Annotated in this window: 25 protein-coding genes; 1 reads left to right on the top strand and 24 read right to left on the bottom strand. The window is 48.3% G+C overall.

The annotated features are described in order from the left end of the window. Window positions 1-296 precede the first annotated feature (296 nt). The 3 genes from NST83_RS05750 to thpR form a co-directional block, all read right to left on the bottom strand. Window positions 297-980: a metal-dependent hydrolase gene (locus tag NST83_RS05750; RefSeq protein ID WP_342416923.1), complete on the bottom strand. Its 684-nt coding sequence runs from the start codon at window positions 978-980 to the stop codon at window positions 297-299. A gap of 140 nt (window positions 981-1120) precedes the next feature. Then, entirely contained in the window at window positions 1121-1933 is an 813-nt protein-coding gene (locus NST83_RS05745; protein ID WP_342416922.1) for a cell wall hydrolase, read from the bottom strand. A 111-nt stretch (window positions 1934-2044) separates the two neighbouring features. After that, window positions 2045-2638 carry an RNA 2',3'-cyclic phosphodiesterase gene (gene thpR / locus NST83_RS05740; RefSeq protein WP_342416921.1) on the bottom strand — a complete coding sequence of 198 codons (594 nt, stop codon included), beginning with the start codon at window positions 2636-2638 and terminating at the stop codon, window positions 2045-2047. Between the two features lie 185 nt (window positions 2639-2823). Between thpR and NST83_RS05735 the strand changes: the two genes are divergently transcribed. Next, window positions 2824-3780: a D-2-hydroxyacid dehydrogenase gene (locus tag NST83_RS05735; RefSeq protein WP_342416920.1), complete on the top strand. Its 957-nt coding sequence runs from the start codon at window positions 2824-2826 to the stop codon at window positions 3778-3780. An 8-nt stretch (window positions 3781-3788) separates the two neighbouring features. On the opposite strand, the gene NST83_RS05730 is transcribed toward NST83_RS05735, so the two are convergent. From NST83_RS05730 to NST83_RS05630, 21 genes are all read right to left on the bottom strand, one after another. Continuing rightward, entirely contained in the window at window positions 3789-4778 is a 990-nt protein-coding gene (locus NST83_RS05730; RefSeq protein WP_342416919.1) for a methyltransferase domain-containing protein, read from the bottom strand. A 13-nt stretch (window positions 4779-4791) separates the two neighbouring features. Then, window positions 4792-5736: an MsnO8 family LLM class oxidoreductase gene (locus NST83_RS05725; RefSeq protein WP_342416918.1), complete on the bottom strand. Its 945-nt coding sequence runs from the start codon at window positions 5734-5736 to the stop codon at window positions 4792-4794. Window positions 5737-5805: 69 nt separating this feature from the next. Next, window positions 5806-7221, bottom strand: a complete 1416-nt coding sequence (gene dgt / locus NST83_RS05720; protein WP_342416917.1) for a dGTP triphosphohydrolase — start codon at window positions 7219-7221, stop codon at window positions 5806-5808. Window positions 7222-7431: 210 nt separating this feature from the next. Further along, window positions 7432-8343, bottom strand: coding sequence for a nickel transporter permease (nikC, locus tag NST83_RS05715; RefSeq protein ID WP_342416916.1), 912 nt, complete (start codon window positions 8341-8343; stop codon window positions 7432-7434). A gap of 35 nt (window positions 8344-8378) precedes the next feature. Beyond that, the gene (locus NST83_RS05710; RefSeq protein ID WP_342416915.1) at window positions 8379-9383 is read right to left on the bottom strand and encodes an ABC transporter permease; all 1005 of its coding nucleotides are present in this window, start codon (window positions 9381-9383) and stop codon (window positions 8379-8381) included. A gap of 38 nt (window positions 9384-9421) precedes the next feature. Continuing rightward, window positions 9422-11077 carry an ABC transporter substrate-binding protein gene (locus tag NST83_RS05705; RefSeq protein WP_342416914.1) on the bottom strand — a complete coding sequence of 552 codons (1656 nt, stop codon included), beginning with the start codon at window positions 11075-11077 and terminating at the stop codon, window positions 9422-9424. Between the two features lie 803 nt (window positions 11078-11880). After that, entirely contained in the window at window positions 11881-12846 is a 966-nt protein-coding gene (locus NST83_RS05700; protein WP_342416913.1) for a glycoside hydrolase family 25 protein, read from the bottom strand. A gap of 135 nt (window positions 12847-12981) precedes the next feature. Further along, a complete protein-coding gene (locus NST83_RS05695; protein ID WP_342416912.1) occupies window positions 12982-13428 on the bottom strand; it encodes a phage holin family protein in 447 nt (148 codons plus the stop codon). A 352-nt stretch (window positions 13429-13780) separates the two neighbouring features. After that, window positions 13781-14674: a phage tail protein gene (locus NST83_RS05690; protein WP_342416911.1), complete on the bottom strand. Its 894-nt coding sequence runs from the start codon at window positions 14672-14674 to the stop codon at window positions 13781-13783. Window positions 14675-14688: 14 nt separating this feature from the next. Next, window positions 14689-15078: a phage tail protein gene (locus tag NST83_RS05685; protein ID WP_342416910.1), complete on the bottom strand. Its 390-nt coding sequence runs from the start codon at window positions 15076-15078 to the stop codon at window positions 14689-14691. A 120-nt stretch (window positions 15079-15198) separates the two neighbouring features. After that, window positions 15199-15987 carry a putative phage tail protein gene (locus NST83_RS05680; RefSeq protein ID WP_342417884.1) on the bottom strand — a complete coding sequence of 263 codons (789 nt, stop codon included), beginning with the start codon at window positions 15985-15987 and terminating at the stop codon, window positions 15199-15201. 94 nt (window positions 15988-16081) lie between these two features. Beyond that, the gene (locus tag NST83_RS05675; RefSeq protein WP_342416909.1) at window positions 16082-16210 is read right to left on the bottom strand and encodes a hypothetical protein; all 129 of its coding nucleotides are present in this window, start codon (window positions 16208-16210) and stop codon (window positions 16082-16084) included. Window positions 16211-16254: 44 nt separating this feature from the next. After that, window positions 16255-16521 carry a hypothetical protein gene (locus NST83_RS05670; protein WP_342416908.1) on the bottom strand — a complete coding sequence of 89 codons (267 nt, stop codon included), beginning with the start codon at window positions 16519-16521 and terminating at the stop codon, window positions 16255-16257. A 59-nt stretch (window positions 16522-16580) separates the two neighbouring features. Beyond that, window positions 16581-17192 (bottom strand): hypothetical protein, encoded by a 612-nt coding sequence (locus NST83_RS05665; RefSeq protein WP_342416907.1) that lies wholly within the window; start codon window positions 17190-17192, stop codon window positions 16581-16583. A 15-nt stretch (window positions 17193-17207) separates the two neighbouring features. Further along, a complete protein-coding gene (locus NST83_RS05660; protein WP_342416906.1) occupies window positions 17208-19802 on the bottom strand; it encodes a hypothetical protein in 2595 nt (864 codons plus the stop codon). 1 nt (window position 19803) lies between these two features. Continuing rightward, a complete protein-coding gene (locus tag NST83_RS05655) occupies window positions 19804-20406 on the bottom strand; it encodes a YmfQ family protein (protein ID WP_342417883.1) in 603 nt (200 codons plus the stop codon). Between the two features lie 7 nt (window positions 20407-20413). Next, window positions 20414-21565 carry a baseplate J/gp47 family protein gene (locus tag NST83_RS05650; RefSeq protein WP_342416905.1) on the bottom strand — a complete coding sequence of 384 codons (1152 nt, stop codon included), beginning with the start codon at window positions 21563-21565 and terminating at the stop codon, window positions 20414-20416. Continuing rightward, window positions 21565-22023, bottom strand: a complete 459-nt coding sequence (locus tag NST83_RS05645) for a DUF2634 domain-containing protein (protein ID WP_044645249.1) — start codon at window positions 22021-22023, stop codon at window positions 21565-21567. The genes NST83_RS05650 and NST83_RS05645 overlap by 1 nt, the downstream gene beginning before the upstream one ends. Next, window positions 22016-22423 (bottom strand): hypothetical protein, encoded by a 408-nt coding sequence (locus NST83_RS05640; RefSeq protein WP_342416904.1) that lies wholly within the window; start codon window positions 22421-22423, stop codon window positions 22016-22018. Before NST83_RS05640 ends, NST83_RS05645 begins: the two co-directional genes overlap by 8 nt. After that, window positions 22416-23393, bottom strand: a complete 978-nt coding sequence (locus NST83_RS05635) for a phage portal protein (RefSeq protein WP_342416903.1) — start codon at window positions 23391-23393, stop codon at window positions 22416-22418. Before NST83_RS05635 ends, NST83_RS05640 begins: the two co-directional genes overlap by 8 nt. Further along, entirely contained in the window at window positions 23390-24031 is a 642-nt protein-coding gene (locus NST83_RS05630) for a LysM peptidoglycan-binding domain-containing protein (RefSeq protein ID WP_342416902.1), read from the bottom strand. Before NST83_RS05630 ends, NST83_RS05635 begins: the two co-directional genes overlap by 4 nt. Between the last annotated feature and the right edge of the window lie 5 nt (window positions 24032-24036).

Genomic DNA, 24036 nt, shown 5'->3' with positions numbered 1-24036 from the left:
AATTATGCAATAGCTTGACTTGAAAAATACGTCGGATCTACTGATGAATCTAATTAGTTATATCATTTTATCATTGACCTACCATGTTAGCAATTCAAAGTTTTTATGATTGTGATAATAAATCTTTTACATTACAGCTTCAACGTGAAGATGCAAAAATATACCGTTTTTATGTATAAATATTCATTTTAATAAATCCAGCCTTTCCCATTCCCAAAGGAACAGAAAAGGCTGGCAGAGGATATCTATTGAACATTCTGGCGCTCCGACATTTGCTCGCAATTTGGCAATGCAGGTTAAAATTCGAGGCTTTCGCCGGGATTCAGGGCTGTTCCCTTAATCCCTTCTTTGTGCAGACGGTCACAGAAGGCGTTCCCATCCTGCTCGATCCCCGGAAATGTATTGTAATGCACCGGTATTACGCGGCTGGCCCGGAGCCATTTGGCTGCCAGTAACGTATCCTCCGGTCCCATTGTATAACCGTCACCAATCGGTAATACCGCAGCATCTATGGAGTTGGTTTCACCAATAAGACGCATATCGCCAAACAGGGCCGTATCGCCAGCATGGAAAAATGTTTTGCCACCTATGGTCAATAAAATGCCCGCAGGCTCACCCATATATATCGTTTGTCCATCCACCGTTAAAGAGGAACTGTGGAACGCAAGTGTGAATTTTACATGGAAGCCGTCAAATTGGTGACCGCCGCCCAGGTTCATACCGTGAGCCTTGGCTCCCTGAGATGAACAATAGTTAGCCAATTCCGCCACCGCGATTACAGGGCAATCGTTGTGCTTGGCAATTTCGATAGCATCACCAAAATGATCCGCATGACCATGCGTCAACAGCACTGCATCCACCTGAATATCCTCAGCTTTTACTACCGCTTTAGGATTCCCGGTCAAAAAAGGATCAATAATAATCCGTTTGCCCTCTTCCTCCACCAGTACTGCTGAATGTCCGTAATATGTGATTTTCATATCATCTGCCCACCTCCATTGTCACTTTTATAACTTAGGTACCTTAACCTTTACCCATTATACCACTTTTTGCATAAAAGCTTCACCTGTACACGAAAAATACGTTCACCAAGCCGAACCCTATTGTTTAGAAAGGGCTGTTATTTGTAGAAGGTATGATGGCCGATTGTTTTCACCTTGGTACGCGAATGATGAACTGTAAGATCCTGAGCCAACGTCAGCGACAGGAAAAAGCAGGTGTTGTCAGGCACGGCTTTATGACCGTTCAAAGCAGCCGTAACCGCACGAATGCTGTCCTGATTGGGCTGGACACGACGAAGACGCCCGTTCGCAACCGGACTAAATTGCGCTTTTTGATAAATCACTGCCTGAATCGTATCGGGAAATGGGGCTGACCGCAGCCGGTTTAAGACAACGTTGGCAACTGCCACTTTGCCTTCGTACGGTTCGCCTTCTGCTTCTGCCATGACTATTTTTTGTAGCAGGAGCAGTTCTTTAGCGGAGACAGGATAGCTCCAGGTAGACAACGCCTTGTCATCCTGAGAGAGCATTTGTGTCTTCGTAAAGTAAATGGTTGTAGGAGGGGTAAGAATTGCAGACTTGCTATGCTGGACTTCAGGTTTTTTCACGCCGGTTGCAACATTGCTCCGGGCTTGTCCCGCCTGCTTCATCTGGGAAGCGGGTAACGGAGCCGGCATGATTTGTTTCCAGCTCGGCTGCCCATGAGCCTTGGCAAAGATGGGACTTGTTCTGTTTGACCCATTATGGGTCTCCATCCTGTCCCCGTGTGAAGGAGCCGAAGAATTCCCTGACCAGCTCAGAGATTGCATAGGTGCATTTTTGTGATTTTTCTGTGTTTGTTGAACCTCAGCGTAGAGGCCTACCCCCAATATACAAACAAGTAGCACACTCAAAAGAGGTGCAAACCAACGATGTTCTTTAACGATTTCCATAATGTTCCTCCTGTTAACTTTAGGCACATTTCTCAGATATGTAACCCAAAATGCGCCTTTTGAATAACGCTGAAATACTATATCACTAAAATCGCTGATAGATCAAGGGTTTCACCTTGATAATGGGATCGTTTGAATTATTTGGTACATCGGTTTTTGGCCCATTCGGGTCGCGTACAAAACAAATTCTCCCACTGCCCACGGCTCTCCTATCCGGTCATTGGACTGAAACATAGACGCCGGAATAGGCTCCTGCCCTGTATACGAACGCGCTACTGTGATATGGGGCCGGTAAGGCCGTTCCTCGGGCTTAAAACCAAGCGGTTCGGTAGCCTTAACTATGGATTGGTGGAGCTGATTCAAAGAATCCTTCTGCCCCGTAACTCCCCTCCACAGCACCCGCGGAAATCCATCCCGTCCAAAAGTCCCCGGTTCGCCAATGCCGAGAGTGAATGGGGAATGTGCAGCAGCAGCCTGAAATAAAGCCTGTTCCAGTTCCGGTATATCGTTGGTTGCCACATCCCCCAGGAACTGAAGTGTCACGTGGTAATCCCTGAAATCGCTCCATTTGCGAAAAGAAAGCTGTTTAACATCCTGTTCCACCCAGCGACGCAGCTCCTTCTTGTGCTCGCTCGGGAGAGCAATCGCGGTAAAAAGCCTTTGTGTGTGTGCTGTTTGTGGTACTACCGGCGGTATTCCGTTCATCGTCATCGTCTTCCTTTCGTCCCTAATCAGAGCTACAGTCATTTGTTGTTATCTATGGTGACACAGCAAACTCGTCTTTACCCCCATTTATGCAATCTTTCCGCCAATCTGTTATCCTTGAAGGGATGATTCATCAGAATATATTGGAAGCTCCATAGAATCAAAAGTCGAGGAGGTAATGAATCGTGGGAACCATCGTCAGTTTACACCAGCTTACCACAGAGCAAGAAAAGCAAGTTCGTGCAGCAGCTCCGGGCTATGAGCTGATCATTAGTAAAGCACAGGAGCTGGAGCCTGAACAAATCCGACAGGCAGAGGTCATTTTGGGCTGGTCCAGGCATATTGCCGAAGCGGCTTTGCATCCCGACAGCAAGCTGAAATGGATACAGACCTGGTCGGCGGGGATTGATAAGTTGCCACTATCAGAGCTGGAAAAGCGTCATATTTTACTCACCAATACAAGCGGCGTTCATGCCATCCCGATTACGGAGCAAATCTTTGGGATGCTGCTGTCGCATACACGGTATTTGCAGCAAGCAGCTCTCTTGCAGCGTCAGAAAACATGGCAGCCACCGGAAGGCGACCTGACGGAATTACGTGGCAAAACGCTGCTGATTACGGGCGTGGGTGAAATCGGCCGTGAAACGGCACGGATCGCAGAAGCCTTCGGCATGCGGGTGATCGGAGTCCGACGTTCCGGCAAGGATGCCCCTCATGTGAAGCGCATGTATACAAATGAGCAATTACATGAAGCGCTGGGGGAAGCGGATATTGTGGTGAATATTTTGCCATTCACCGAGGAAACCCGTCACTTCTTTGACGAAAAGGCATTTGCAGCCATGCGTAAGGGAGCTTTCTTCATTAATGTAGGTCGTGGCGGCACTGTCTATACGGATGCACTTGTGCGCTCTCTGGAGCAAAAGCATATTGCCTTTGCCGGACTGGATGTATTCGAGAAAGAACCGCTACCCGTGTCGCACCCGCTGTGGAGTCTGGAAAATGTCCTGATCACGCCGCATATTGCGGGCGACACGGACCGCTACGCTGAACGGGCGGTAGATATTTTCCTCACCAATTTGAAAGCCTATGCAGCCGATCAGGAGCTACCGCTGAATTTGGTCAACTATAAAACCCAGTATTAATAAACCAATTACTCACAGATCCATATTTCCCGGCTCATACCTGTCTTGTGTATACGGCATTGCTCCGTGAGGGTCCAGCCTGACTTGGACAGCAATGCTGCCATCGGCTCCGTGCTTACGACTACTGCTCGTGCAGCCAAGCGTCTCAGACTGCGCAGCATCTGCTTTTGTTCATCGGCAGGGAGCACGGAGCACAGGTTATAGGGCATATCCAATATCGCTGCATCATAGGTTCCCTCCAGCAGATTCATATCTCCCAGTTTCACCCGATCCTCTTCATATCCAAAATGACGCAAATTCACGCGTGCCCCGCGTACCGCCAGCGGATTGATATCACAACCGCGAATATCTTTTCCCATGCTCAATGCTTCAATCATCACATTACCCATGCCACAGCACGGGTCCAGCAACTTCAATCGGCCCGCATCTATACCCTGTGCTGCTATGCCCTTCACTGCTAAATTCACAAGCGCTTTGGCTACCAGCACGGGTAGTCCGGTGGAATAGTTTTGCGGCTTATGACGGCGCTCCAGCCATGATCTGTCGCTGTATATGCACTTGCCGAGCAGCCACCGCTCTCCTACCCGTATGACACCCAGGGTGACATCCGGTCCTTTCATTTGCGCCTGTCCTCGAATACGTGCGCCAATGCGTCTTTCTATACCGCGTCGCTCGTCATAGTCGGCCACGTTGTCGCCTTCCTTAAGGCACAGAACCTTGAAGGTCTTTCCTTCTTCAAGGTGAATTGCGGAAGCTGCTTCGCACAGCTCATCCAACGTACCCGCATCTGCGGTCACATTCAGCCGAAGATGGATGAACGGGCTGGTGCCAGGCTCTAACCGCCGATGGGACAACAGCATGGAATCATGCGCAGGTGGCTGACCAAACAGGCTTTTCAACTCCAAAAGACACAGCTCTCGCTCGGTTTCATGACACGCATAGGTATATATGTATCTTTGCATATTCATAGCAGAACTATTGATTTCATGTCGGTTCATGTCAGATCTCTTTTCATTTGGAATCACAGCTAGACTTTATCGCCTCCGCTATAAGGCGGTAGGATTGAAGCCGCTGCTCATAATCTGGAATGGGTGTGACCAGCAAAAATTCATCATTATCGTACTCAACCTGCAAGCTGTGCAACCGTTCGGCAACATCCGCTGGTGTTCCCACCAGCCAATTAGCCCGCATCGCAGGGTCACCCATCGTAATCTGTGCAGCCCACCGCTGCGCCTGTTCATCCGTTGAGGCGCATATGGCTCCTACAGCAACCATCGTACGCGGCTTGTCCATTCGTTTGGACGGCTGAAAGCCGGAACGGTACATGCTCAGCATTTCTCCCGTATCCTGCTCACTCATAAATTGACCGAACACATAGCCAGTTGCATACCGTGCGGCGTATTCGGCACTTTTACGGTTTGTACCCAGCATCCACAGCGCAGGTGGCTGTTCAGGCATCGGGCGGGCAAACACGGACACCTGCTCATACTCGTATGTGCCTTCCAGCAAAGCCAGCAACGCTTCCATCGTCTGTGGCAGTTCAGCCACATGCTGGAGAAAGTTGCCGCTCAGCGCCATCGACGCATGTGGCCCTCCACCGGGTGCTCTCCCGAGACCCAACTCGACTCTGCCCGGATATAGAGCCGCCAGCAGATGAAACCATTCTGCGACCTTGACCGGACTATAATGCGGAAGCAAAATAGCGCCTGCCCCCAGCTTGATTTGCCGGGTCACTGCCCCGATGTGAGCCAGCAGCACTTCCGGACTGGAGGAAGCCAGCCCCTTCATATCGTGATGCTCCGAGGTCCAGTAGCGCGTATAGCCCCATGCTTCCGCACGTCTTGCCAGCTCTCCTGCCCATTGAACGGCCTGCTCCGGTCGATTTCCGGGCAACAACGGCACCATATCGAGTACCCCCAGCATCAGTGATTTGGCAGGTATAGACTGGGAACCCATAGACATCCCCCCTTCTTTTCCATACTTAAAAACCAGTTTCTTCTACTATATAGGGTTCAGCATGAAGTGTTAGTCCAGATCATAAATGGAACCCACCTTCAAACCGTACAGCTCATTATAGATTTTCTCGGCAAAAGCATCGGTCATCCCTGCAATATAATCAATGACCATATGCTCCCATGTCCAAATCGGTTTTGCCTTGCCCTGGTCACGTTCAAAGCGTTGAAGCCAATCACTCGGAATAATGGACTTGGATGTCTCTGGATCGAGAAAAGCCAGCCACAGCCGTCTGAGCATCCATTCACTCCGTTTTTGCAGCCGCTGCACGCGCAGATCACGGATCATCGTGACCCAGGCAAAGCTTTTCAGCACACTCACGGTGCGAAGCATGTCGAGATCCTCGCTTCCATCCCGTACAAAAGTAACCTTTTTCCAATTGCCTACATCAATTACACCCAGGCTGCTGACGAACAAACTGACCCAGTATGCTTTCACCTCACGCCGGGTACGGGAATAATCGTGTTCACACATCGGCATCTTGCCATTCCATACCTTCAAAAATTCGCTAAGCACAGCCGCCACCTTCTGTTCGATCTGAGCCAGCTGCCAGCCTTGCCAGAAGCTATCCTCCAGCGTAGTAATTTTTTCTGTAATCAGACGGATCAAGTACGGATCATACAAAAAATGCTCGTGTACCTCAATTTTCCCTGCCTTAATTCCGTCCTCCAGATCATGCGCGGAATACGCAATATCGTCGCACAGGTCCATAAGCTGGGCCTCCAGCGTCTTTTGACCATCCGGGATTCCCCAATCCTCGCGGATGGAACGAATGTATTCCCACTCATGCAGATACATCCCTTTTTTATTCCAAATCCCCGGATACGGGTACTTGTTGATCCCCAGTAAAACAGCGTCCGACAAATTCAAACCATCTACGTTCTCACGCTTCTCCAAAAACATAATGAGTCGGAAATTGTGTGCGTTCCCCTCAAAATGCTCGTAGATTTGTCGCTCGCGTGCATATGCCTCCAATCCCTGCTTGGAATCAGGCGTGAAGCCTCCAGCGGCTGCTATCTTTTCCACCTTCGTCTTGATCAACTGATCCAAAATGCCGTCCAGCACCTCTTCGCCCTTGTGTCCGAACGGTGGATGACCAAAATCATGCGCAATGGACGCACATTCCACCACCTCGGGGTCAATAATCAGCCCGGCGTTATCCGCCTGCCCCAGCTCCACCTCGGGATGCCGCCGCAGCAAGCTGCGTGCCGCTTCGCGTGCAATCTGCGCTACCTCCAGCGAATGCGTCAGCCGTGTGCGATAATAATCGCCCGTGCCTGCGCCAAAAACCTGAGATTTGCCTTGCAGCCGACGAAAGGTCGGTGAATGGATTAATCGGGAATAATCCCGTTCATATACTGCCCGTGAAGCGTCGCTTCGTGTCTGTTCCGGAAACTGCCGGTGCTCTCTCTTGTTTTGCCATGTCATAAATCCCACTCCCAACGTACTCAATTGGAGTGATTATACATTTTTTTCACGTCTCAGGAAAGCTGACATGACTTGCATTGAGAAGATTGTATTTCACAGTTGAATGAATCGAAGTTCATTACACGAAAAATATCATATGAAAAAGGTGTTCCTCCAGCCATTAGGATTCAGGCCGAGGAACACCTTTGTTTATACCCCACTATTTTTGTTCTAACGCTTCGCCCTCGGGTCCAGCACATCCCGCAGGCCGTCCCCCATCAGGTTAAAGCCCAATACGGTCAGCATAATGGATATACCCGGAAAAATAACAGTCCACGGCGCGTTCTGGATGTATTGGCGTGAATCCGACAGCATTTTCCCCCACTCCGGCTGAGGAGGCTGTGCGCCCAAGCCGAGAAATCCAAGCGCCGCCGCTTCAATGATCGCCGTTCCAATTCCCAGCGTGCCCTGTACGATAATCGGTGTCAGGCTATTCGGCAAAATATACCGGAGTATGATTCGTACATTATTCGCCCCAAGCGCTCTGGCAGAAGTGATGTATTCCTCGGTTTTGACACTAAGCACTTTGGAGCGGACCAACCGTCCGTATGTCGGAACGTTGACAATCGCAATAGCATACAGTGCATTTTCCAGTGAAGGTCCTAAAATAGCTACAATGGCAATCGCCAGCAAAATCCCCGGAAACGCCAGTAAAATGTCGAATAGCCGCGAGATGATCATGTCTGCCCATTTTCCATAAAATCCCGCAATTAAACCTAAAGCTGTTCCTACGATCATCGAACCAATGACGGACAGAAATCCGACCCACAACGAGATTCTGGCCCCATATAACGTACGAGTCAGCAAATCCCTGCCGAGATCGTCCGTCCCGAACCAATGCTCTGCGGAAGGAGGCTGCAAGCGACCCACCAAATTCTGCGCTTTATAATCAAAAGGAGCAATCCACGGCGCGATCAAGGCGATAATGACAAAGAAGATAATAATGCTGAGGCCAACGAGCGCCATTTTATTGTGTTGGAAAGCCCTCCACGCGTCTCTCCAAGGGCCGGAAACGACAGGCACATGAGCCAGCGTATGGCGTGTCGTCGGTATATTGTTGGGTTCCATCGAAAATTGTGACATCGGACAAGCTCCCCCTTGACCCATTGACGACTTGATTACTGATAACGGATACGCCGGTCCAGAACCGCGTACAGCAAATCGACAATCAGATTAATGATAACGAACAGGAACGCAATGGTCAGAATCCCGCTTTGAATGACAGGATAGTCACGCGAGCTGATTGCTTCAAAAATGTACCGTCCGATGCCGGGCCATGCAAAAATGGTCTCTGTCAGCACCGCGCCGCCCAGTAGCGAGCCTGTCTGAAGACCGATGATGGTAAGCACGGGGATGGCGGCATTTTTAAGTGCATGCTTGTACACGACTTGAAAAGATGCCAATCCCTTCGCCCGCGCCGTACGGATATAATCCGAATCCATAACCTCCAGCATGCTGGAACGGGTAATACGCGCAATGACCGCCATCGGGATGGTTCCCAGTGCGATGCTGGGCAAAATTAAATGCTTGATGACCGTCCATACCTGCTCCATACGTCCACCAACCATTGCATCAATAATCGCCAAATGTGTCACCGCCTCCACCGGATCACGGGAATTCATGCGTCCGATGGAAGGTAGCCAATGCAGCTTATTGGCAAAAATCCACTGCTCCATCAAGCCCAGCCAGAAAATCGGCATCGACACCCCGACAAGGGCAATGACCATGCTGACATAGTCGAACCAGGAATTTCGCTTCCAAGCGCTCACGATACCCGCATTCATTCCAACAACAATGGCAAAAAACATACTCGCCACCGTCAACTCCAGCGTAGCCGCCAGATAAGGCAGCATTTCCCGGGCAATCGGCTGTCTGGTGCGGATCGAATCACCCAAATCGCCATGGGCCAGCTCACCCAGATAGGTTCCATATTGCTGCAACCACGGCTTGTCCAGCCCCAACTGCTCACGTAGTGCCTGTTTGGACTGCTCTGTGGCCTTGTCTCCCAGTATCGTTTCCGCCGGATCACCCGGAATGGCATGAATAATCGAAAAAACGATGAGCGTCATGCCCAGCAGTACCGGAATCAATACGGCCAGTCTTTTTACAATGTATGAGTTCATACCAGAATCACCGCCTGCTTGCGCTTGAGCTATTTGGACTATTCAAAATAAACGCTGCTATACGATTCAATACCTCCCGGAGCAGGCACGAAGCCCTTGAGGTTCACTTTACCTGCCATCAACGGTGTACTGTGAACCAGTGGAATCCATGGCGCATCCTGTTTAATAATGAATTGCGCTTGCTTGTACAACTCAGCACGCTTGTCCTGATCGACCTCAACCTGTGCTTTTACCAATATTTTGTGCAGCTCCTCATTGACATAAAAGCTACGGTTATTACCCGGAATCGTATCCTTGTCCAGCAGGGTGTAAAGGAAGTTGTCCGGATCGCCATTATCCCCGTTCCATCCCAGCATATACAAATCATCTTTCTGGCCCGCTTTGAGATCCTCCAGATAAGTGGCCCATTCCGGCGATTGGATGTTCACTTTCACACCTATTTTTTCAAAATCAGCTTGAATAGCCTCCGCTACCTTTTTGCCGTCAGGCATATACGGACGAGATACAGGCATCGCGTAAAAGGTTAACGGCTCGGGAAGCCCATTAGGGTAGCCCGCTTCTACCAGCAAGGATTTGGCCTTATCCAGATCGTAGGTATAATCCTGAATGCTATCGTCGTACCCCCATAATGTAGGTGGCATCGGATTGACCGCAGGCTTGGCCTCTCCCGCAAACAATGCATCAATAATGGCCTGCTTGTTCACCGCATGATTAAGCGCCTGCCGCACCTTGGGATTATTGAATACCTTTTTCTTTAAATTAAATCCGATATACGCCACATTAAAGGATGGGCGTTCTATTTTTTGCAGTTCGTTATTGCCTTCCAGCTGCTTCGCGTCGTCCGGGTTCAGATCCTCCATCAGATCAATTTCTCCATTTTGCAGAGCATTAAATCGCGCGGTATTGTCGGGAATAGAACGAACAATGATCTTGGCCAGCTTCGGCTGTCCCTCTTTCCAATAGTTTGGATTTTTCTCCAGCGTGATGGTATCGTTCCGCTTCCATTCCTTAAATACAAAGGGTCCCGTACCGACCGGATTGCTCTTGAAATCAGCCTTTTTCTCCTGAATAGCCTTAGGGCTGGCGATACTAAAGGATGGCATAGCGATATTTTGTAAAAAAGGCGCCTGCGGCTTGGTCAGTGTAAACTGAACCGTGTTCGCATCTACCGCTTTGACCTCCTTAATCACCCGACTCCCCTCTGGCCCGAACATGGAATCATAATAATCATACGAGTCCCCTTCAAATTTGTACGGACTTTTCGGATCAGACCAGCGGTTAAAGTTAAATACAACGGCTTCTGCATTAAAGTCGCTTCCATCATGGAATTTTACACCTTGACGCAGCTTGAATGTATAAATCAGTCCGTCCGGTGATACTTCCCAGCTCTCTGCAAGCCCCGGCTGAATCTCCGTGGTGCTCTCCTTGTATTCCAGCAAGGTATCGAACACCTGCATCCCGATTTTTAACGATTCACTTTCGGTCACGATCGCCGGATCCAGCGCCACAGAATCTCCACCGCGTCCATAAATCAGCGTATCCTGTACGCCCTCGCCCGCTCCGCCCGGCGTTTTTCCCGCCTCTGGTTTTGCGCCTTCATTGGAACCTCCACAGCCGGAAAGTGCCAGAACAGCCCCCAATGCAAGCACCAACAGGACGGTCCAGGCTTTGTTCTTTGCATACTTTTTGCTCATGCAGCAGACCCCTTTCACACCTCGTATATTGTTAGTTCGTTGATACCAGATGGATGTTTAGATAACCTCTATGATCTAATGGACACAGCGTCCACATTAAACCTCATGACACACAGATACGTAAGCTTATACAGCAAATAGCTATCACACATCGTAAGGTATAAGCGAATGATGGGGCTGAACGGCTAAACCGAATAACCCCTTTATATTCAGCAGAAAAAACTGCTTCCGGGTGGTATGTGCATTATTTCGAGTAAGTCTAATGGAATCAAGCTGATTTGAAATCGCTCTTGGGATTGTTGCAAAATGCTCAAGTAGGAGGTGTGAAAGGTAATTTTATATGTAGAAGTAGATATCAACACCTGTGGTTCAATTCAATCGGCCTCCGTGCTGTATGCCTAAAGTTTCGTACCCGATGAGATGATCTGTGAGGTTATGAGGAAGATTACAGTCTCCAAGCATTCAGCTTTTGTTGAATCATAGTAAAAAATGTCATATATACTCACAATATATACAAGTGATTACATCAATGGAGAGTGATTACTGGTTACTTTACTATAAAATGAGATGGTAGACAAGAGCGTTTTCATAGATTTTTTTAAAATTTCCCAGCGTTTTCGGAGAGCGATGTTAGTTAATATCACAGGGAAATATCTACAAATATATAAAAAAGAACGCGGCTATAACAGCTGCTCGCGTCCTCTTGGCAAGATACGATCTCCCCACCTAGCTCTACTTATTCACTCAAACTTTTTCCCTACAGTTCTGTAGCTAATACATACCATGTCAATGTTCAGTTCGTCTTACGACGATTTCTTAAACACACCCAGACGGTTCAAGACGACAAGCAGGCGATAAAAATCATAGCTGCTCGGCTGCTTGGCATCCACAATCGGACTCGACGGATTAAAAGCAACAACTGCGGCTACGGCTTCCTTGGCCCAAGCTGGCACTGGCATAGCCTGACGCGCCTCCAGGTCAGCTACTTGCTGATCCACTTTTTTAATATAAGCGGTCTGTTCGTTCAATGTCTGTTTGAGCACATCCTTGCTGTTTTCAAGTGCGGCTACCTGCTGCTGCAAGGCTTTAAATGCTGCTTTTTCCTCTGCCGTCATCGGCTCATCCCCCTCTTCTCCTGCAAAAGCCTGGCGCAGCTCTGCCTCTGTTCCGGCGTATACATTCAGGTCAACGGGCCCTTGAATCCCATCCACCCGCCCGCTGTCGCTGTATTGCCAGAAATCCCATTGCTTCCATGCTGTGGTATCGTTGGGCACTTGTGTGCTGTAACGCGCGATCCACAGCTTATAGGCTCCCAGCGGCGCTTTAAAATGGGTCGCAAAAGCGTTTCCCGTATATACCATCGGCTTGCGACCACTTACCCTTTCAAATTCCGTCAAAAATGCCATGGCTACGTCATGGATCGCGGCAGAGCTAAGTCCTCCCGGATTATTCTCATAATCCATGACCGCTGGGAAGTCCAGCGCTTTTGCACCTCCAACCCGATCCAGCACCTCGGCAAAATGTCTGGCCTCCGCTTTGGCCGCGTCAACGCTGGTTGCATCTACAAAGTGGTAAGCTCCCAGCAATACTCCTGCTGCCTTGGCCCCTTTCGCGTTGGTGATAAATGTCGGATCGACGTAACGCTCTCCCTGACTCGCTTTCATAAAAGCAAACGATTTGCCATCGGTTCGTACACGTTTCCAATCAATATTTCCCTGGTATCGGGACACGTCAATGCCCTCGGCAGCGTTAGGACTGCGATTTTGCATAAGTCGATCCCTCCTTGTCATTTCATAATGTTGTAACCGATGATGTTACTGTTATTACTATGCTTGGACCATTGACGTGGTCCGGGCTTTTCCAACTTGGTGCTGAAAATGGGGCAAAGGTGCATTCTGCTCATCTTATGAAGATTTATTTCCTTTGTCGGAGGGGTCTGCTTGCTTTTTCTTTTCCCCATTCGACTTGGATTCAAAAATGGCTACCGCATTTCGCAAAATATCCGGCATCGGCACTCCCATTCGGCCCACATTTTCAATAATCGACAATAGCTCGTTCGCCAAATAAAAGAAAACGACGGCATCCCGGAAATAATGTGCATCCCCCAAAATACCGTCGATCAGATGAGCTACCGTAATCATCAAAAACACCGTAACCTTGCGAAAAATACCGTAATAGCCCTCTCGGCTTTTCAATGCTCCATTAATCCAGGCCGCCGCCCAGCCTGTGAAAAAGTCGATAATAACCATCCATAACAACAACGTCAACATCGTCGTCCACCCCCCGAAAAAATAACCGATCAAGGTCCCCGTGGAAAACCCCAGCCAAATCTGATCGACCTTTTCATGCATGCTTGTTCCCCCTTTTGAATCAAGGTGTAAAATGAATGTCCCCTTGAGGTAATCAAGGGCACAAAAAGACACACTCCGTTGTGAAAACGTGCTTGTTTACTTTTATCTCTATAATTTTATATTTGTTATATGGTATATCATTTAATATTCTTTGTTTTAATATTCTTTATATAGATTTAATTTCGATACCTTTTTTTCTAAGTTTAGAATACCTTATGGTATGTCTTTTAGGCTGCTGAAGGGAGGGAGTAAAGCTAAGCCACGGTTTACTATCCTAAATTTCAGATGTGTATGCCTCTCCCTTAACGTCCGAAGTTCCTGTTGATTCAATCAATTTTCCAATTATTCTTCTTCACTCATAAGCCCACCACTGATATAGACTAAACCGAAAATATGAAACTACAGGACTGGTAGTCGTTGATGTAGGTTTGAACGTAACCTGTTTTCCAGATAATGATATATCCACCTTACCGTTTGACCCCTGCACCCCGATTCCATCTTTTCCTGTATTCCTAATTACTGCAAATACTGAACCTCCACCTGAATAGTCTTGTAAAGCATCCAAAGTTACAAAAACAGCACTGGGGTTAAAATCTATTGGTAAGGTAATGATATATGATTCCCCCACACGAACGACCGCTCTATCTACGTTAAGATAACCAGTTGCATATTTCTTTGTAGGTAAATTTAGAATCGATGCTGCTAACTGATCTCCGGTCATACCAGAGTTGGCGCTGCCGCCTTTGCCAGTGATAGCGTTAGCAACCTTTGATTTAAGATCACTGGCTTGCGTAAAAGCCTGGTCTGCCCGGCTATATGCCTCATTTGCTCGATCATTAGCTGCCTTTACCGCACTCGGCGTAGCTGCCTGATCCGTGGCTGTGCTCCCTGTGGATGTATTAAGCTGCACAATCCCTCTCGCCTGTGTGGATGCAGAGGGCAAGTCGGACGCTGGATGTGTATGTGCTTTGGTAGCTGCATAATCCCGTGTATACTGTTTGGCGTTGCCTTCTGCTACATTCCATGTCGCTTGTTTGGCGGCTGTGACGTGAAGGTCTGTATTTGCAGCATGGTTATCCAGTGCTTCTTTGGAAGCAACACCATTCCCGGCTGGGTCCTTTTTGATGCTTTCCACCTGTGCAGCCAGTTCCTGGTCGTTTGCATAAAGCGTATCAATTGGTACATTCAGGACATCCGCATGTCCCTGATCCGTTGTCACAAATCTACGTGGTTGTTTTATTGCCATAAGACTCATCCTCCTTAATAAATATCATCAATTTCAAAAATAAACTCCATATCGCTGTCCTTGGTCTTATTGCTCATCGTACGAACAGCCGTCAGCTTACCAGCCGAATCCACCAAGGCAAGCTCATTAATCGTTTCACCAGCCAATTCAGCTTCTGCCAGTGAGCAGGTATAGCGGATGGTCGCAGGTGAAATAAATTCAAAGCTGGTAATATCCTTTTGGATTAGTTCTTTTTTCAATAACTGTTCCGTTCCGTCCAAAGGGAGGGGTTTACCTGCTTGATCCACACCTCCGCTACCAAATGCCATCTTCACCACTTTAGTTAGCGAACTACCTTCAGCGCGGGCACGTGCCATTTGTTCCCTTGCATAAGCGGTCGTAACTGTTAAAACTTGTTCTGCCATGACTATCACCCTTTCACTCATAAAAATTAACGTTTACCCTTGTCTAATCCATTTATAATGGGGCAACTATGTTGCAAGTTTTCACCCTCTTGCCAATGAGCCACATAATTTATAAGTGATCTACATTGAAATAACCGTCTCAGTTGAGCTTAAAAGCCGGGTACCATCGAGCCTCATGCTACCGTCAAATTTCCAGTAATGATTCCTGATCTTTACGTTGCCTTCCTGATGATTGTCTACACGATGCAAAAAAGATAGCTTCGTGCGGTTCAAATACCGCAGACGTTCCCCAGTCCACCCGGACAAGGAAGCCCCTCCGTTTAATAACTCAACACCATCCAGATACCAGGGGCGTCCACCAAAAAAACGAACTCGCGAGCGTAATCTGAGACGTGGATCCATCTCATGATCATGAAGGAATGTAAGCCTCGTTTTATTATTTATATAAAAAGCAAGATGAGCAGGCTTAACATCCTCTATGATCTTTCTGAAATCAGCCATATTATCTGGGGCTTTATTTTCAAAACTTATGCCAAGCTTGTATGCCGTCGGGAAAAAATCAACTTCTCCATCGGCACCAAACGAATTCATAATACCTCGTACTAAATCCCCGGAAAATTTGCCACTCCCGCGCAGCTTGGATTCTACTACCGAACGTCGCTGCTCTAGTGGCTTGTCCAAATGAATAGGGATGCCTAGCTCCATCTCCCAACGTTCCAGCGCCCAGGTGGCGGTACGAACGAAAAACTGGGCTAATGTATCATCCAACGCGAGATATAGAGCATCCAATTCACTACCCTTTGCGTCCATATCAGCGTGCATTACACGGGAAATTTCGTAATAAGCAGGCAAATAGGAGAATAGCTCCTGTCCTCGCACACTGCACATTTGACTTTTGATATCCTTCATCACACTCTGGATGCCGAGTTGATTACTGTCTGGTATATCTGAGCCGCTCCTCCCGAAAGAACCTGTCTCTTTGGAGCTTACGCTTATTCCATCACTACCCACTGACGATCACCTTCCTCAGCTCCGTCGCCTGACCAAATTGAATCCTTTTATGCTGCTTGCTCCGTCTATTCATTTTCAGCTTGGAACGATCAGCCAGGGTCGGATTCATTCTTTGACACATGCTCGTCCCCCCTTTGGGTTCAGACTGTTTTTTTGTTCTGTTCGCTACACTGTTTTCTTGCGGAAAATAGAGCTATACCATTTAACCGTTTCTGGTTGTGTATTGGAAATCTCCACAGATGACGAATCTTCTACGTTACCCGGAACCAGATCAGAACGTTTGGATATAATAATCTCCATGACCTCGTCACGCTGTTGTTCATCCAAAACATAGCTTCCAATGATCGTAGCTACATCGCCCTCTCCCCGATCATAGCGGGTAATGCAAGCATGAGCACAAATACGCAATTGAGCCTCTGTTAAAGCTGCCATGATGATAACTTCACCTCTTTTATATAGATTTTTGCTACTTATAGAATAGTCAGTACACATTATTTTCCTGTGTTACCAAGCATGAGTTGGGTCAGCGTTACTTCCAGATCTGCAATACGCTGCTTCAATTGGTCTGCCTCGCTTGGCTGTTGATCCGCTTTTTGTGTCAGCTCTTTGATCGCTTCGCCACTTAATCCTTCACCCCAGAATGTCGTTGGGTCTTTTCGTTCTGGAGTTGTAAAATGTGGTGAAGAATATACAGGTTCTTCCCCGCGTTCGCTTACCGGCTTACTTTGCCATTCATCATGGAGCTTCTGAAATGAAGCTTGTGATTCCTTGCTCCGTTGCTCATACGCGTTTTGGGCCTCTAGCAGCTTTTCGCTGTATTCTGCTTCACAGTTCAGCCAGCTTTGGATATCAAAACGAGGATGGTATAAGCCCGGTGGCACTGGAATACCAACGGTATAGCCAGCAGGAATTTTTTCCTGACTGGTTTGATCCGCAGTGTTGGAATTAGTAACGGTAGGCTGATAGGTGTCTAACTGCTCGTTTGTATCAGATAGCGTGAGCGAAGATGGAACATAAAAAGGGACAACGCCAGAAAAGGCATCATCCACCAACTCGTCCTCCAGATAGAGGCCGTCTGTGTTTACTTTAGGTACTAATTTCATACATTAACCCCCTTTTTATTCTGCTAGGAATGGCGGCAGGTGAAGAGACAACCAATCATTAGCACCGTTCACGACCACAGGAATAAAAGTCATAACTGTACCATCAGCGCTAACTTTTACACGGGTTGTTTTTTCCCCTTCGCCAATATCCCCGCCTGTATCACGGAAGTAAGGCACACTATACATAACAGACTTCTTAGGTCTGTAACCTACTGGCAAAATAGCAATAACACCTCTTACAGCGCCATTTCTAACCAAGCCAGTGATGTAAACCATTCCGTTGGAGTCTTTTCTAATATTCATACCTGGTAAGTAGTCTGAAAATTGTGACTCACTTGTTGCTGCAAAACCGTTCAAAAGCGTAACAGACATAAAACTCGGAGCATCCTTCTCAGTCTTTTTGTTCTCTAGCACCGAAACACGCGCCGTATTTTGCTGCACATTGTCTACCAATTCCAGCAGTAACGTTTTTTCGTTGGCAACGTATGTACCAGCAAATGTGGTGATAGGCGACTTGTCTAACATTAGATAGGTTGTACTATAGGATTTGGACGGTATATAGTCAGTAGCCAACGTATATGTCTGCTCTTTCCCGTACGTAACCTGGTATTCTGTGCTGACATTCGCAATTCTCCATGTCGAGTCTTTTTTATCCCCAACAAAAGTGGTCAGTATCCTTCCGACTCTGTTTCTCAATATACTCGGCTGATCTGTACGTCCATTAATATAATATGCGCCTGAAGAATACACAGGGTTTGCTCGTTCACGTAATACAATTCCCGTACCGACTTCGACCTGATTATATCCCTCGCTAAACGTAAGTTTGCCCTCGCTAACGATAGACTCCATGGTAGGCGTTGCTAGTTGATATACGAGTTGGTACGGCTCCCAATACACAGCCCTACCGTCTTTACTCAACCCCGGGTCTATTTGCGTTCTCGGTAAAATCGAAGTTGTTGATCCATGATCGTTGATCTTCCTCCAGCTCTTTGGTCCTTGGTTATTAAAAATCTCAGCAGACGTACCGTTCCAATAATACATGTTCCATCCCATAAAATACGCCTTAATCTCGTCTGCCGTCGGCGTGTAACTGTCTGCCCATCCACTGTCTGCGCTAGACACGGTAATAAACAGTTGTTTGAGTATCGGATGTAGAACTTGAGTGTCAGGGACTTGCGCCAGCACATTTCCTATAATTTTTCCGTCATACTTACAAACAATAGCACTGCTACCTACCCCATCCAATACAGGAAAAGCCACTTGCTTACTACCCGTGTAAGAGGCATCCAGCACCCACGGTAATGACCCATCCAGAACGATGCCATTCCATTTCTTCGACTTAAAATACTGCCCATCACGTTCAAACACTGTATCGGAATTAGCCCCTGTAACTGGATCAGCACACAGGCCTGTTTGTGTCGCCAACATGCAGTCCTCCCGTGGCTTGAATGGTTTGGCGGTGCTGCCGATGTTGAGCATAGGATTAGTAAACGTGAATTTACCTGTCTTGTCTGCTTTTATATAGGTTTCGATTAAGATGTAATTGCAGTATGCAGGGGTTTTGAAAGTCCCATCTGCTGTGTCGATGCTTGCGGTTTCCGCAAAGGAAAGCCCATCAGCAGAGAACCAAACCTTCATGGTTACTCCCGCACTACCATTTTTTAAGTAGTAGCTGGTGTTAGGCACCACTGGCAATACTGGAGCTGAGCATGATTCTCCTACGCTCGTATCAGTCTTAGTGTGCGTCAAGCTGTACGGCCCGAGAATCTTGGCGTTTGCATGGATTCTCTGCCACTCGTAGAACGGCGGCAACAAATTTTCCCCATAACGAATCGCATACGGATTACGTACAGGCATTACGCTATCCACATATGGATACTTAGCGTCAATTTGCTCCCCCGTCATTGAGGCCAAAGCGGTATAATCAACTGCAGAAATCTCATAGATGCGGACAGCCTCAAAATAAGAATACTGTCCTTGAGTCCCTTGTATTCTCAAATCAATATTTGAAGTCACATTGCTGGTAGGAGCCGCCCTGAACCATGAAGTAGTAAATTTAGTCTTATCTGTTACTGTCGTCCCTTCCTGAACGTTCGGGGCCGATATTCCCGCATTTGCGGAGTTTCCGACCTTCACCTTTGCGATTGCAACATAATATTTTCCGGCCAAAAATTTAAAATCGCTATAAAACCCAACTCCGACTGTATATCCCGATTTGATTGTTACTTTTAACGAATTAGGCATCGTTCCCTTATTCGTAGTATCCATCGCTATCTCGGATTGATAAGGTGTAATCCCCGTTAAACTACTTAAGTTTCCCCATCTACCCAACAAATTCACCAACGTACGCCCGCTCAGCCCCGTGAGCGAGAACGGCGAAGCCTTTTCCGCATGCACAATTTGCACCCCAGGCTCCAGAGTAACCTCCTTACGCTCCGTCGTATCCAACCGCTTCTTGATCGCATCCACACCATCATTCACATCACCTGCAAAATCGTCTACAGCACGCCAGTTTTGATCCAAATACTTCTCCAGATCAAAATACGTTGTTTTAGGCGATGTACGGTCAATTTGATTTAAGCCCAGATTTGGTGTTTTTTCACTTGCCATGTTATGCGCCACCTCCTAAATATCTATCCTGTGTTGTATGTTCATTTTCATAGATGGTCATAGACTCGACTTCGGCAATGGTCAGGTAGCGTAGTTTATATTCAACCGCCAAATGAGCCGGCTTGATCTCCTCGATGGCTGCTTTAAGATCCTCCACATTGGGGGGAATCCCGATGGTATCTATAAATTTGACCGTGAATCCCCATTCGGCGGGATGAAAGGTAACATCTACTGTACCGCCGTCATATGCTTCAGCTACATTTTTGACAAGTCGGCCTGAAAAAGTCCCTGCTCCCCGTAGCTTCGACTCCACTACTGCACGACGCTGATCCAGCGGCTTGCCAAGGTCGGTTTCGATACCCAGCTCCATTTCCCAGCGTTCCAATCCCCAGGTAGCGGTACGGACAAAAAACTGAGCTACCGTCGCATCCATCGCCAGATACAAGGAATCCAGTTCACTGCCCTTCGCATCCATATCGGAGCGCATCACACGGGAAATTTCATAGTAGGCGGGTAAATAGGAAAACAGCTCGCGTCCCCGCAAGCTGCTCATTTGCCCCTCTTCACCCATAGCTAGACGATTCGTTGGATTGTTCATGTTCATTCCATCATTACTCACTGACGCTCACCGTCCCCAGCACCGCCACCTGACCTGATCCGATCTCAATATTTTGATTGCTCTGTCCGTTGATTTTTAGCTCAGAGAAATCAATAATGATCGGAATGTCCAGCAAAACAGCAGAAATCCGGGTATACCGAACCAATGGGTCTTCCTTGTAAAAAGCAAGCTGCTTCAAATACGTCCGCACTCCGCTTTCGATTAGCTTTTTGATCTCTTCCAGGGTGGATGGCTTCTCCTTGGTACGCTGTACCTTGACCGAGATGTTAATTTCCACCTCTGCCGCAGGCATGATCGTCACCACGGGACCCGCGGGTGCCAATCCTTCGCCTTGTCCATCCTGAGTCGGATCAATGTACTTCTGCACCGCAGCGACGATATCCGGACTGGCAGCGCGTTTATCTGTGTCCAGCACATATAAAGCCACCGTACCCGGCCCTTTCCACAGCGGAACAACCTCCACGCCGCCTACTCCAGCGATTTCATTCGCCCACTGCATATACTGCGCCTTGTTGCCGCTTGTCCCCTGGTTCCGCACCTTGGCATAAAAACGCTCCAGCAACAGCTGGTCGCTCTCAATGTCCGTGCCACTTTTCGTTTCCTCTGTATTGATAACGGAGGAAACACCATTGACCGGGCTAGCCATCACCTGAATGACGCCCGCGGGTACGTTACCGCTGCGACCGGGATTGACTGCCCGAATCGCCGCTTCTCCTTTACCCTGCTCATCCAGCGTGGCCGCTGCCGTGGTCGCATACTCAATGGAAGCTTCCCCGGATACATCATCTGCCGGGGTCGCCACCAACGTTCCCGCCGGAACGGTCGTTCCCGCTGTACCCGTGAATGTGACCATACCTGAGGCAGCAACCGCTTCCCTCCGTGTCACTCCATGCTCTGCTGTTCGCAGATCCAGCTCCGGCGAGCGAAAATCCAGGTTGTCGCTGGCTGCCGTGCTGGCAAAGCCCCGGCGCAGCAGCTCCTGCGCCCAGATCGCCGCTTCGGAAAGCATAAACGCCACTGGCGCCTGCGCATCCCAAATAAAAGAGCCCTCGGACTTATCGATGTCCGAAGGCACTTTTTCCAGCATTCGATTTAAAATTTCCTCTTCCGTCTGGTTTACCAAATATTCCGGCAAGTCTGCCATTAGATCACCACACTTTCCACAATTTCCGTTTCATCCCGCACATTCGTAATCTGGCAGCTAAAATGGCACGCCTCGCCTTCCCAGCTAAACGTGAACTGATCCACACTAGCCGTGCGAGCATCTGCCAGCAACGCTTCCGTGACCATGCGCTTGATTTCACTTTCCTGCACACCATGCCCATAGCTGCTGCCGATCAGCTCCTCCAGCTCGCTACCATAGTCGGGAGAATAGATGACGTGACGGTAGCGGGGGGTACGAATTGCTTTTTCACACCACTGCACCCAGGCTTCTTTTTCACCTGTAGTCACGATTTTACGACTGGGGCTCATAACAAATTCTCCGGCTTCAAAATCAAACCGCCAGCTTCGTCCAAATACCGCCCGGTTATCCTCCAGCACATCCGGATCCGTAATATCCGTCCAGAGCATATCATCCGTTTCGGGAAATAAATTAGCCACGTCCACTCACCACCTTGCATACCACAACCACATCGTTGCCGCTATTCACCCGAACCGCAAGTACGCGATCACCGGGCTTCAGTCCTTCGTTCAGGCTCAGATTCACATCCTCCAGCTCGTCCTCCCCGATATAAAAGGAAGTTTTCAGCTCCTTGCCCTCCCAATTCTCCGACTCTACTGCGGTTGAGGTTCCTCTGTACATATGACGCGGTACAGACAGCAATCCCGGCAGCTCGGCGACCAGATAATCCTGAAGCTCATGTTTAAAATCGTCCAGCTTGATTCCCGTGGAGGTAATCGTGCCCAGTACCGCGCCCACTCCACTCAGCGCTTGCTTGGTTTGCTTGTGAAATGAGGATTGCAGAGCAGTGACCAAATGCCCGTAGGGGTCCTTATTCAAGGTAAAACCTCCTTTTCACATCGTCATACGTACCCAGTTCCAGCGACATACTGCCGGGATTCCCCAATTCCCTGCTCACTGAAATTACCAGCAGCTTCATGGAACCCAGCATCACCGCGTCTCCTGCACGAATCGTGTTCATATCTGGCGCATTGACCGATATCGTTTGTTGTATGCCTCTCAGCTTACTTTTGGCCAACTCACGTGCCGCCGCACCCGATTTCACCTCGTCATCCTGCACGATCACCTGAAGTGTGCCGTACTTGGCAATATCCTTTTCCTCCAGCGCCATCACCTTGGAGGGAACCTCATTGCCCGTTTCACTGGCCGCCGTAGCCAGCACCTTGACTCTTGTGGCCGCGCCTTCGAGCGTACGGGATTGTGTCGTATCGGTCACTCTCTCCAAAACATACACATCCTTGTTCGTTCCCAGCTCGTATAGCTCCAAACCGGAGGTAATCATCCGTGGATGATACAGCTTGCCACCCGCCTTTGCCGTTTCACGCAAATCGCCCAGCATCATGGAATAAATGGACTGTGTCCGGTATACAGCGCGTCCCAGCGTCTTTTTCGTATCTGGTAATGAAGCGATTTTCAGCTTCCAGTCCCTGGCATATTTCTGAAAACGCTGAGTAGCCGTCTGCTTGGCAGGGAGCAAATATTCATCCTCCGACTTGTCCAAATACACCGTGCGATCATACAATGTCAGCGTCATACGCTTGAGTCCATTGTTAGATGTTTCCACTTCCCAAATAACCGCTGGAGACAGCAAGGGGACATAGTCTTTTTTGCCATACGGAATGCCACTAACCCGAATCGACATCCCTGGAGAGATGGGCGGCAAATCCGGCGTCACGACCAGATTTACTGTGCCCTGATAAGCGATTTGCTCCAGCGAATCCCTCAAATTAATGTTCTCCACCAGCGGCGACAAATCATATTTATCCTGTAAAATAACTTTATAGCTCATGACAGCACCAGCTTTTGCCCTGGTTTAATCGCATTCGGATTTTGACCAATGACCTTTTTGTTAAGCTGATAAATACGGCTCCATTGTGAGCTATCCCCCAGCTCCAGCTTGGCAATTTTGGACAAGGAATCTCCCGATTTAACCGTGTAGGTTTTCTTCTTTTCTTTCATATCCGTGCGGGGCTTTTTGTTGACCGTAGCAGACTTCGTCCCACTGCCGGCTTTTTTGGATACCTTCATTTCACTCCAGGTCCGCAGCGAAAGATCAAAATTCACGTCCCCATATTCCCCGCCCCGAAAGGTCGAGTTATGAGAAGCTACAATTACGGGTACATTTACAGCCGTCTCTGAAATAATGAAGCGTAATGGCTTTTGGGACAGCAAAAAACCATTCAACGTGTTCATGGCCTCCTGTGGATCGGGAATGTCCTGATATTTACAATACGATTCGTCGTATTCCTTGGGAAAAAAAGAAGAGAAGGAGATTTCCTTCACCTTCTCCCCTTGTGGAAAATCAAACTCCCCATAGGATAAAATCGTTGTCGTTTCAAACCCTTTTTGCCGAGAGATCGTCACTTCCTCGGGATTCACCGGAAATATAAACTTAAATCCCTTGCCATCCGTTAAACTAAATTCCATCTCTT

Origin of the sequence: Paenibacillus sp. FSL R10-2782, assembly GCF_038592985.1 — a bacterium.
GTDB lineage: Bacteria > Bacillota > Bacilli > Paenibacillales > Paenibacillaceae > Paenibacillus > Paenibacillus terrae_C.
The sequence above is the reverse complement of the archived record's forward strand: the minus strand, read 5'-3'. Positions and strand labels throughout refer to the sequence as shown.

Excerpts from the sequence above, each read along its gene's own strand:
- NST83_RS05750 (WP_342416923.1), bottom strand. The coding sequence starts at position 980 with ATGAAAATCACATATTACGGACATTCAGCAGTACTGGTGGAGGAAGAG.
- NST83_RS05725 (WP_342416918.1), bottom strand. The coding sequence starts at position 5,736 with ATGGGTTCCCAGTCTATACCTGCCAAATCACTGATGCTGGGGGTACTC.
- NST83_RS05680 (WP_342417884.1), bottom strand. The coding sequence starts at position 15,987 with ATGAAGGATATCAAAAGTCAAATGTGCAGTGTGCGAGGACAGGAGCTA.
- NST83_RS05730 (WP_342416919.1), bottom strand. The coding sequence starts at position 4,778 with ATGAACCGACATGAAATCAATAGTTCTGCTATGAATATGCAAAGATAC.
- NST83_RS05700 (WP_342416913.1), bottom strand. The coding sequence starts at position 12,846 with ATGCAAAATCGCAGTCCTAACGCTGCCGAGGGCATTGACGTGTCCCGA.
- NST83_RS05745 (WP_342416922.1), bottom strand. The coding sequence starts at position 1,933 with ATGGAAATCGTTAAAGAACATCGTTGGTTTGCACCTCTTTTGAGTGTG.
- NST83_RS05650 (WP_342416905.1), bottom strand. The coding sequence starts at position 21,565 with ATGGCAGACTTGCCGGAATATTTGGTAAACCAGACGGAAGAGGAAATT.
- NST83_RS05665 (WP_342416907.1), bottom strand. The coding sequence starts at position 17,192 with ATGAAATTAGTACCTAAAGTAAACACAGACGGCCTCTATCTGGAGGAC.
- thpR (WP_342416921.1), bottom strand. The coding sequence starts at position 2,638 with ATGAACGGAATACCGCCGGTAGTACCACAAACAGCACACACACAAAGG.
- nikC (WP_342416916.1), bottom strand. The coding sequence starts at position 8,343 with ATGTCACAATTTTCGATGGAACCCAACAATATACCGACGACACGCCAT.
- NST83_RS05630 (WP_342416902.1), bottom strand. The coding sequence starts at position 24,031 with ATGGAATTTAGTTTAACGGATGGCAAGGGATTTAAGTTTATATTTCCG.
- NST83_RS05670 (WP_342416908.1), bottom strand. The coding sequence starts at position 16,521 with ATGGCAGCTTTAACAGAGGCTCAATTGCGTATTTGTGCTCATGCTTGC.
- NST83_RS05690 (WP_342416911.1), bottom strand. The coding sequence starts at position 14,674 with ATGGCAATAAAACAACCACGTAGATTTGTGACAACGGATCAGGGACAT.
- NST83_RS05695 (WP_342416912.1), bottom strand. The coding sequence starts at position 13,428 with ATGCATGAAAAGGTCGATCAGATTTGGCTGGGGTTTTCCACGGGGACC.
- NST83_RS05635 (WP_342416903.1), bottom strand. The coding sequence starts at position 23,393 with ATGAGCTATAAAGTTATTTTACAGGATAAATATGATTTGTCGCCGCTG.
- NST83_RS05660 (WP_342416906.1), bottom strand. The coding sequence starts at position 19,802 with ATGGCAAGTGAAAAAACACCAAATCTGGGCTTAAATCAAATTGACCGT.
- NST83_RS05685 (WP_342416910.1), bottom strand. The coding sequence starts at position 15,078 with ATGGCAGAACAAGTTTTAACAGTTACGACCGCTTATGCAAGGGAACAA.
- dgt (WP_342416917.1), bottom strand. The coding sequence starts at position 7,221 with ATGACATGGCAAAACAAGAGAGAGCACCGGCAGTTTCCGGAACAGACA.
- NST83_RS05705 (WP_342416914.1), bottom strand. The coding sequence starts at position 11,077 with ATGAGCAAAAAGTATGCAAAGAACAAAGCCTGGACCGTCCTGTTGGTG.
- NST83_RS05675 (WP_342416909.1), bottom strand. The coding sequence starts at position 16,210 with ATGTGTCAAAGAATGAATCCGACCCTGGCTGATCGTTCCAAGCTGAAA.
- NST83_RS05710 (WP_342416915.1), bottom strand. The coding sequence starts at position 9,383 with ATGAACTCATACATTGTAAAAAGACTGGCCGTATTGATTCCGGTACTG.
- NST83_RS05655 (WP_342417883.1), bottom strand. The coding sequence starts at position 20,406 with ATGAACATGAACAATCCAACGAATCGTCTAGCTATGGGTGAAGAGGGG.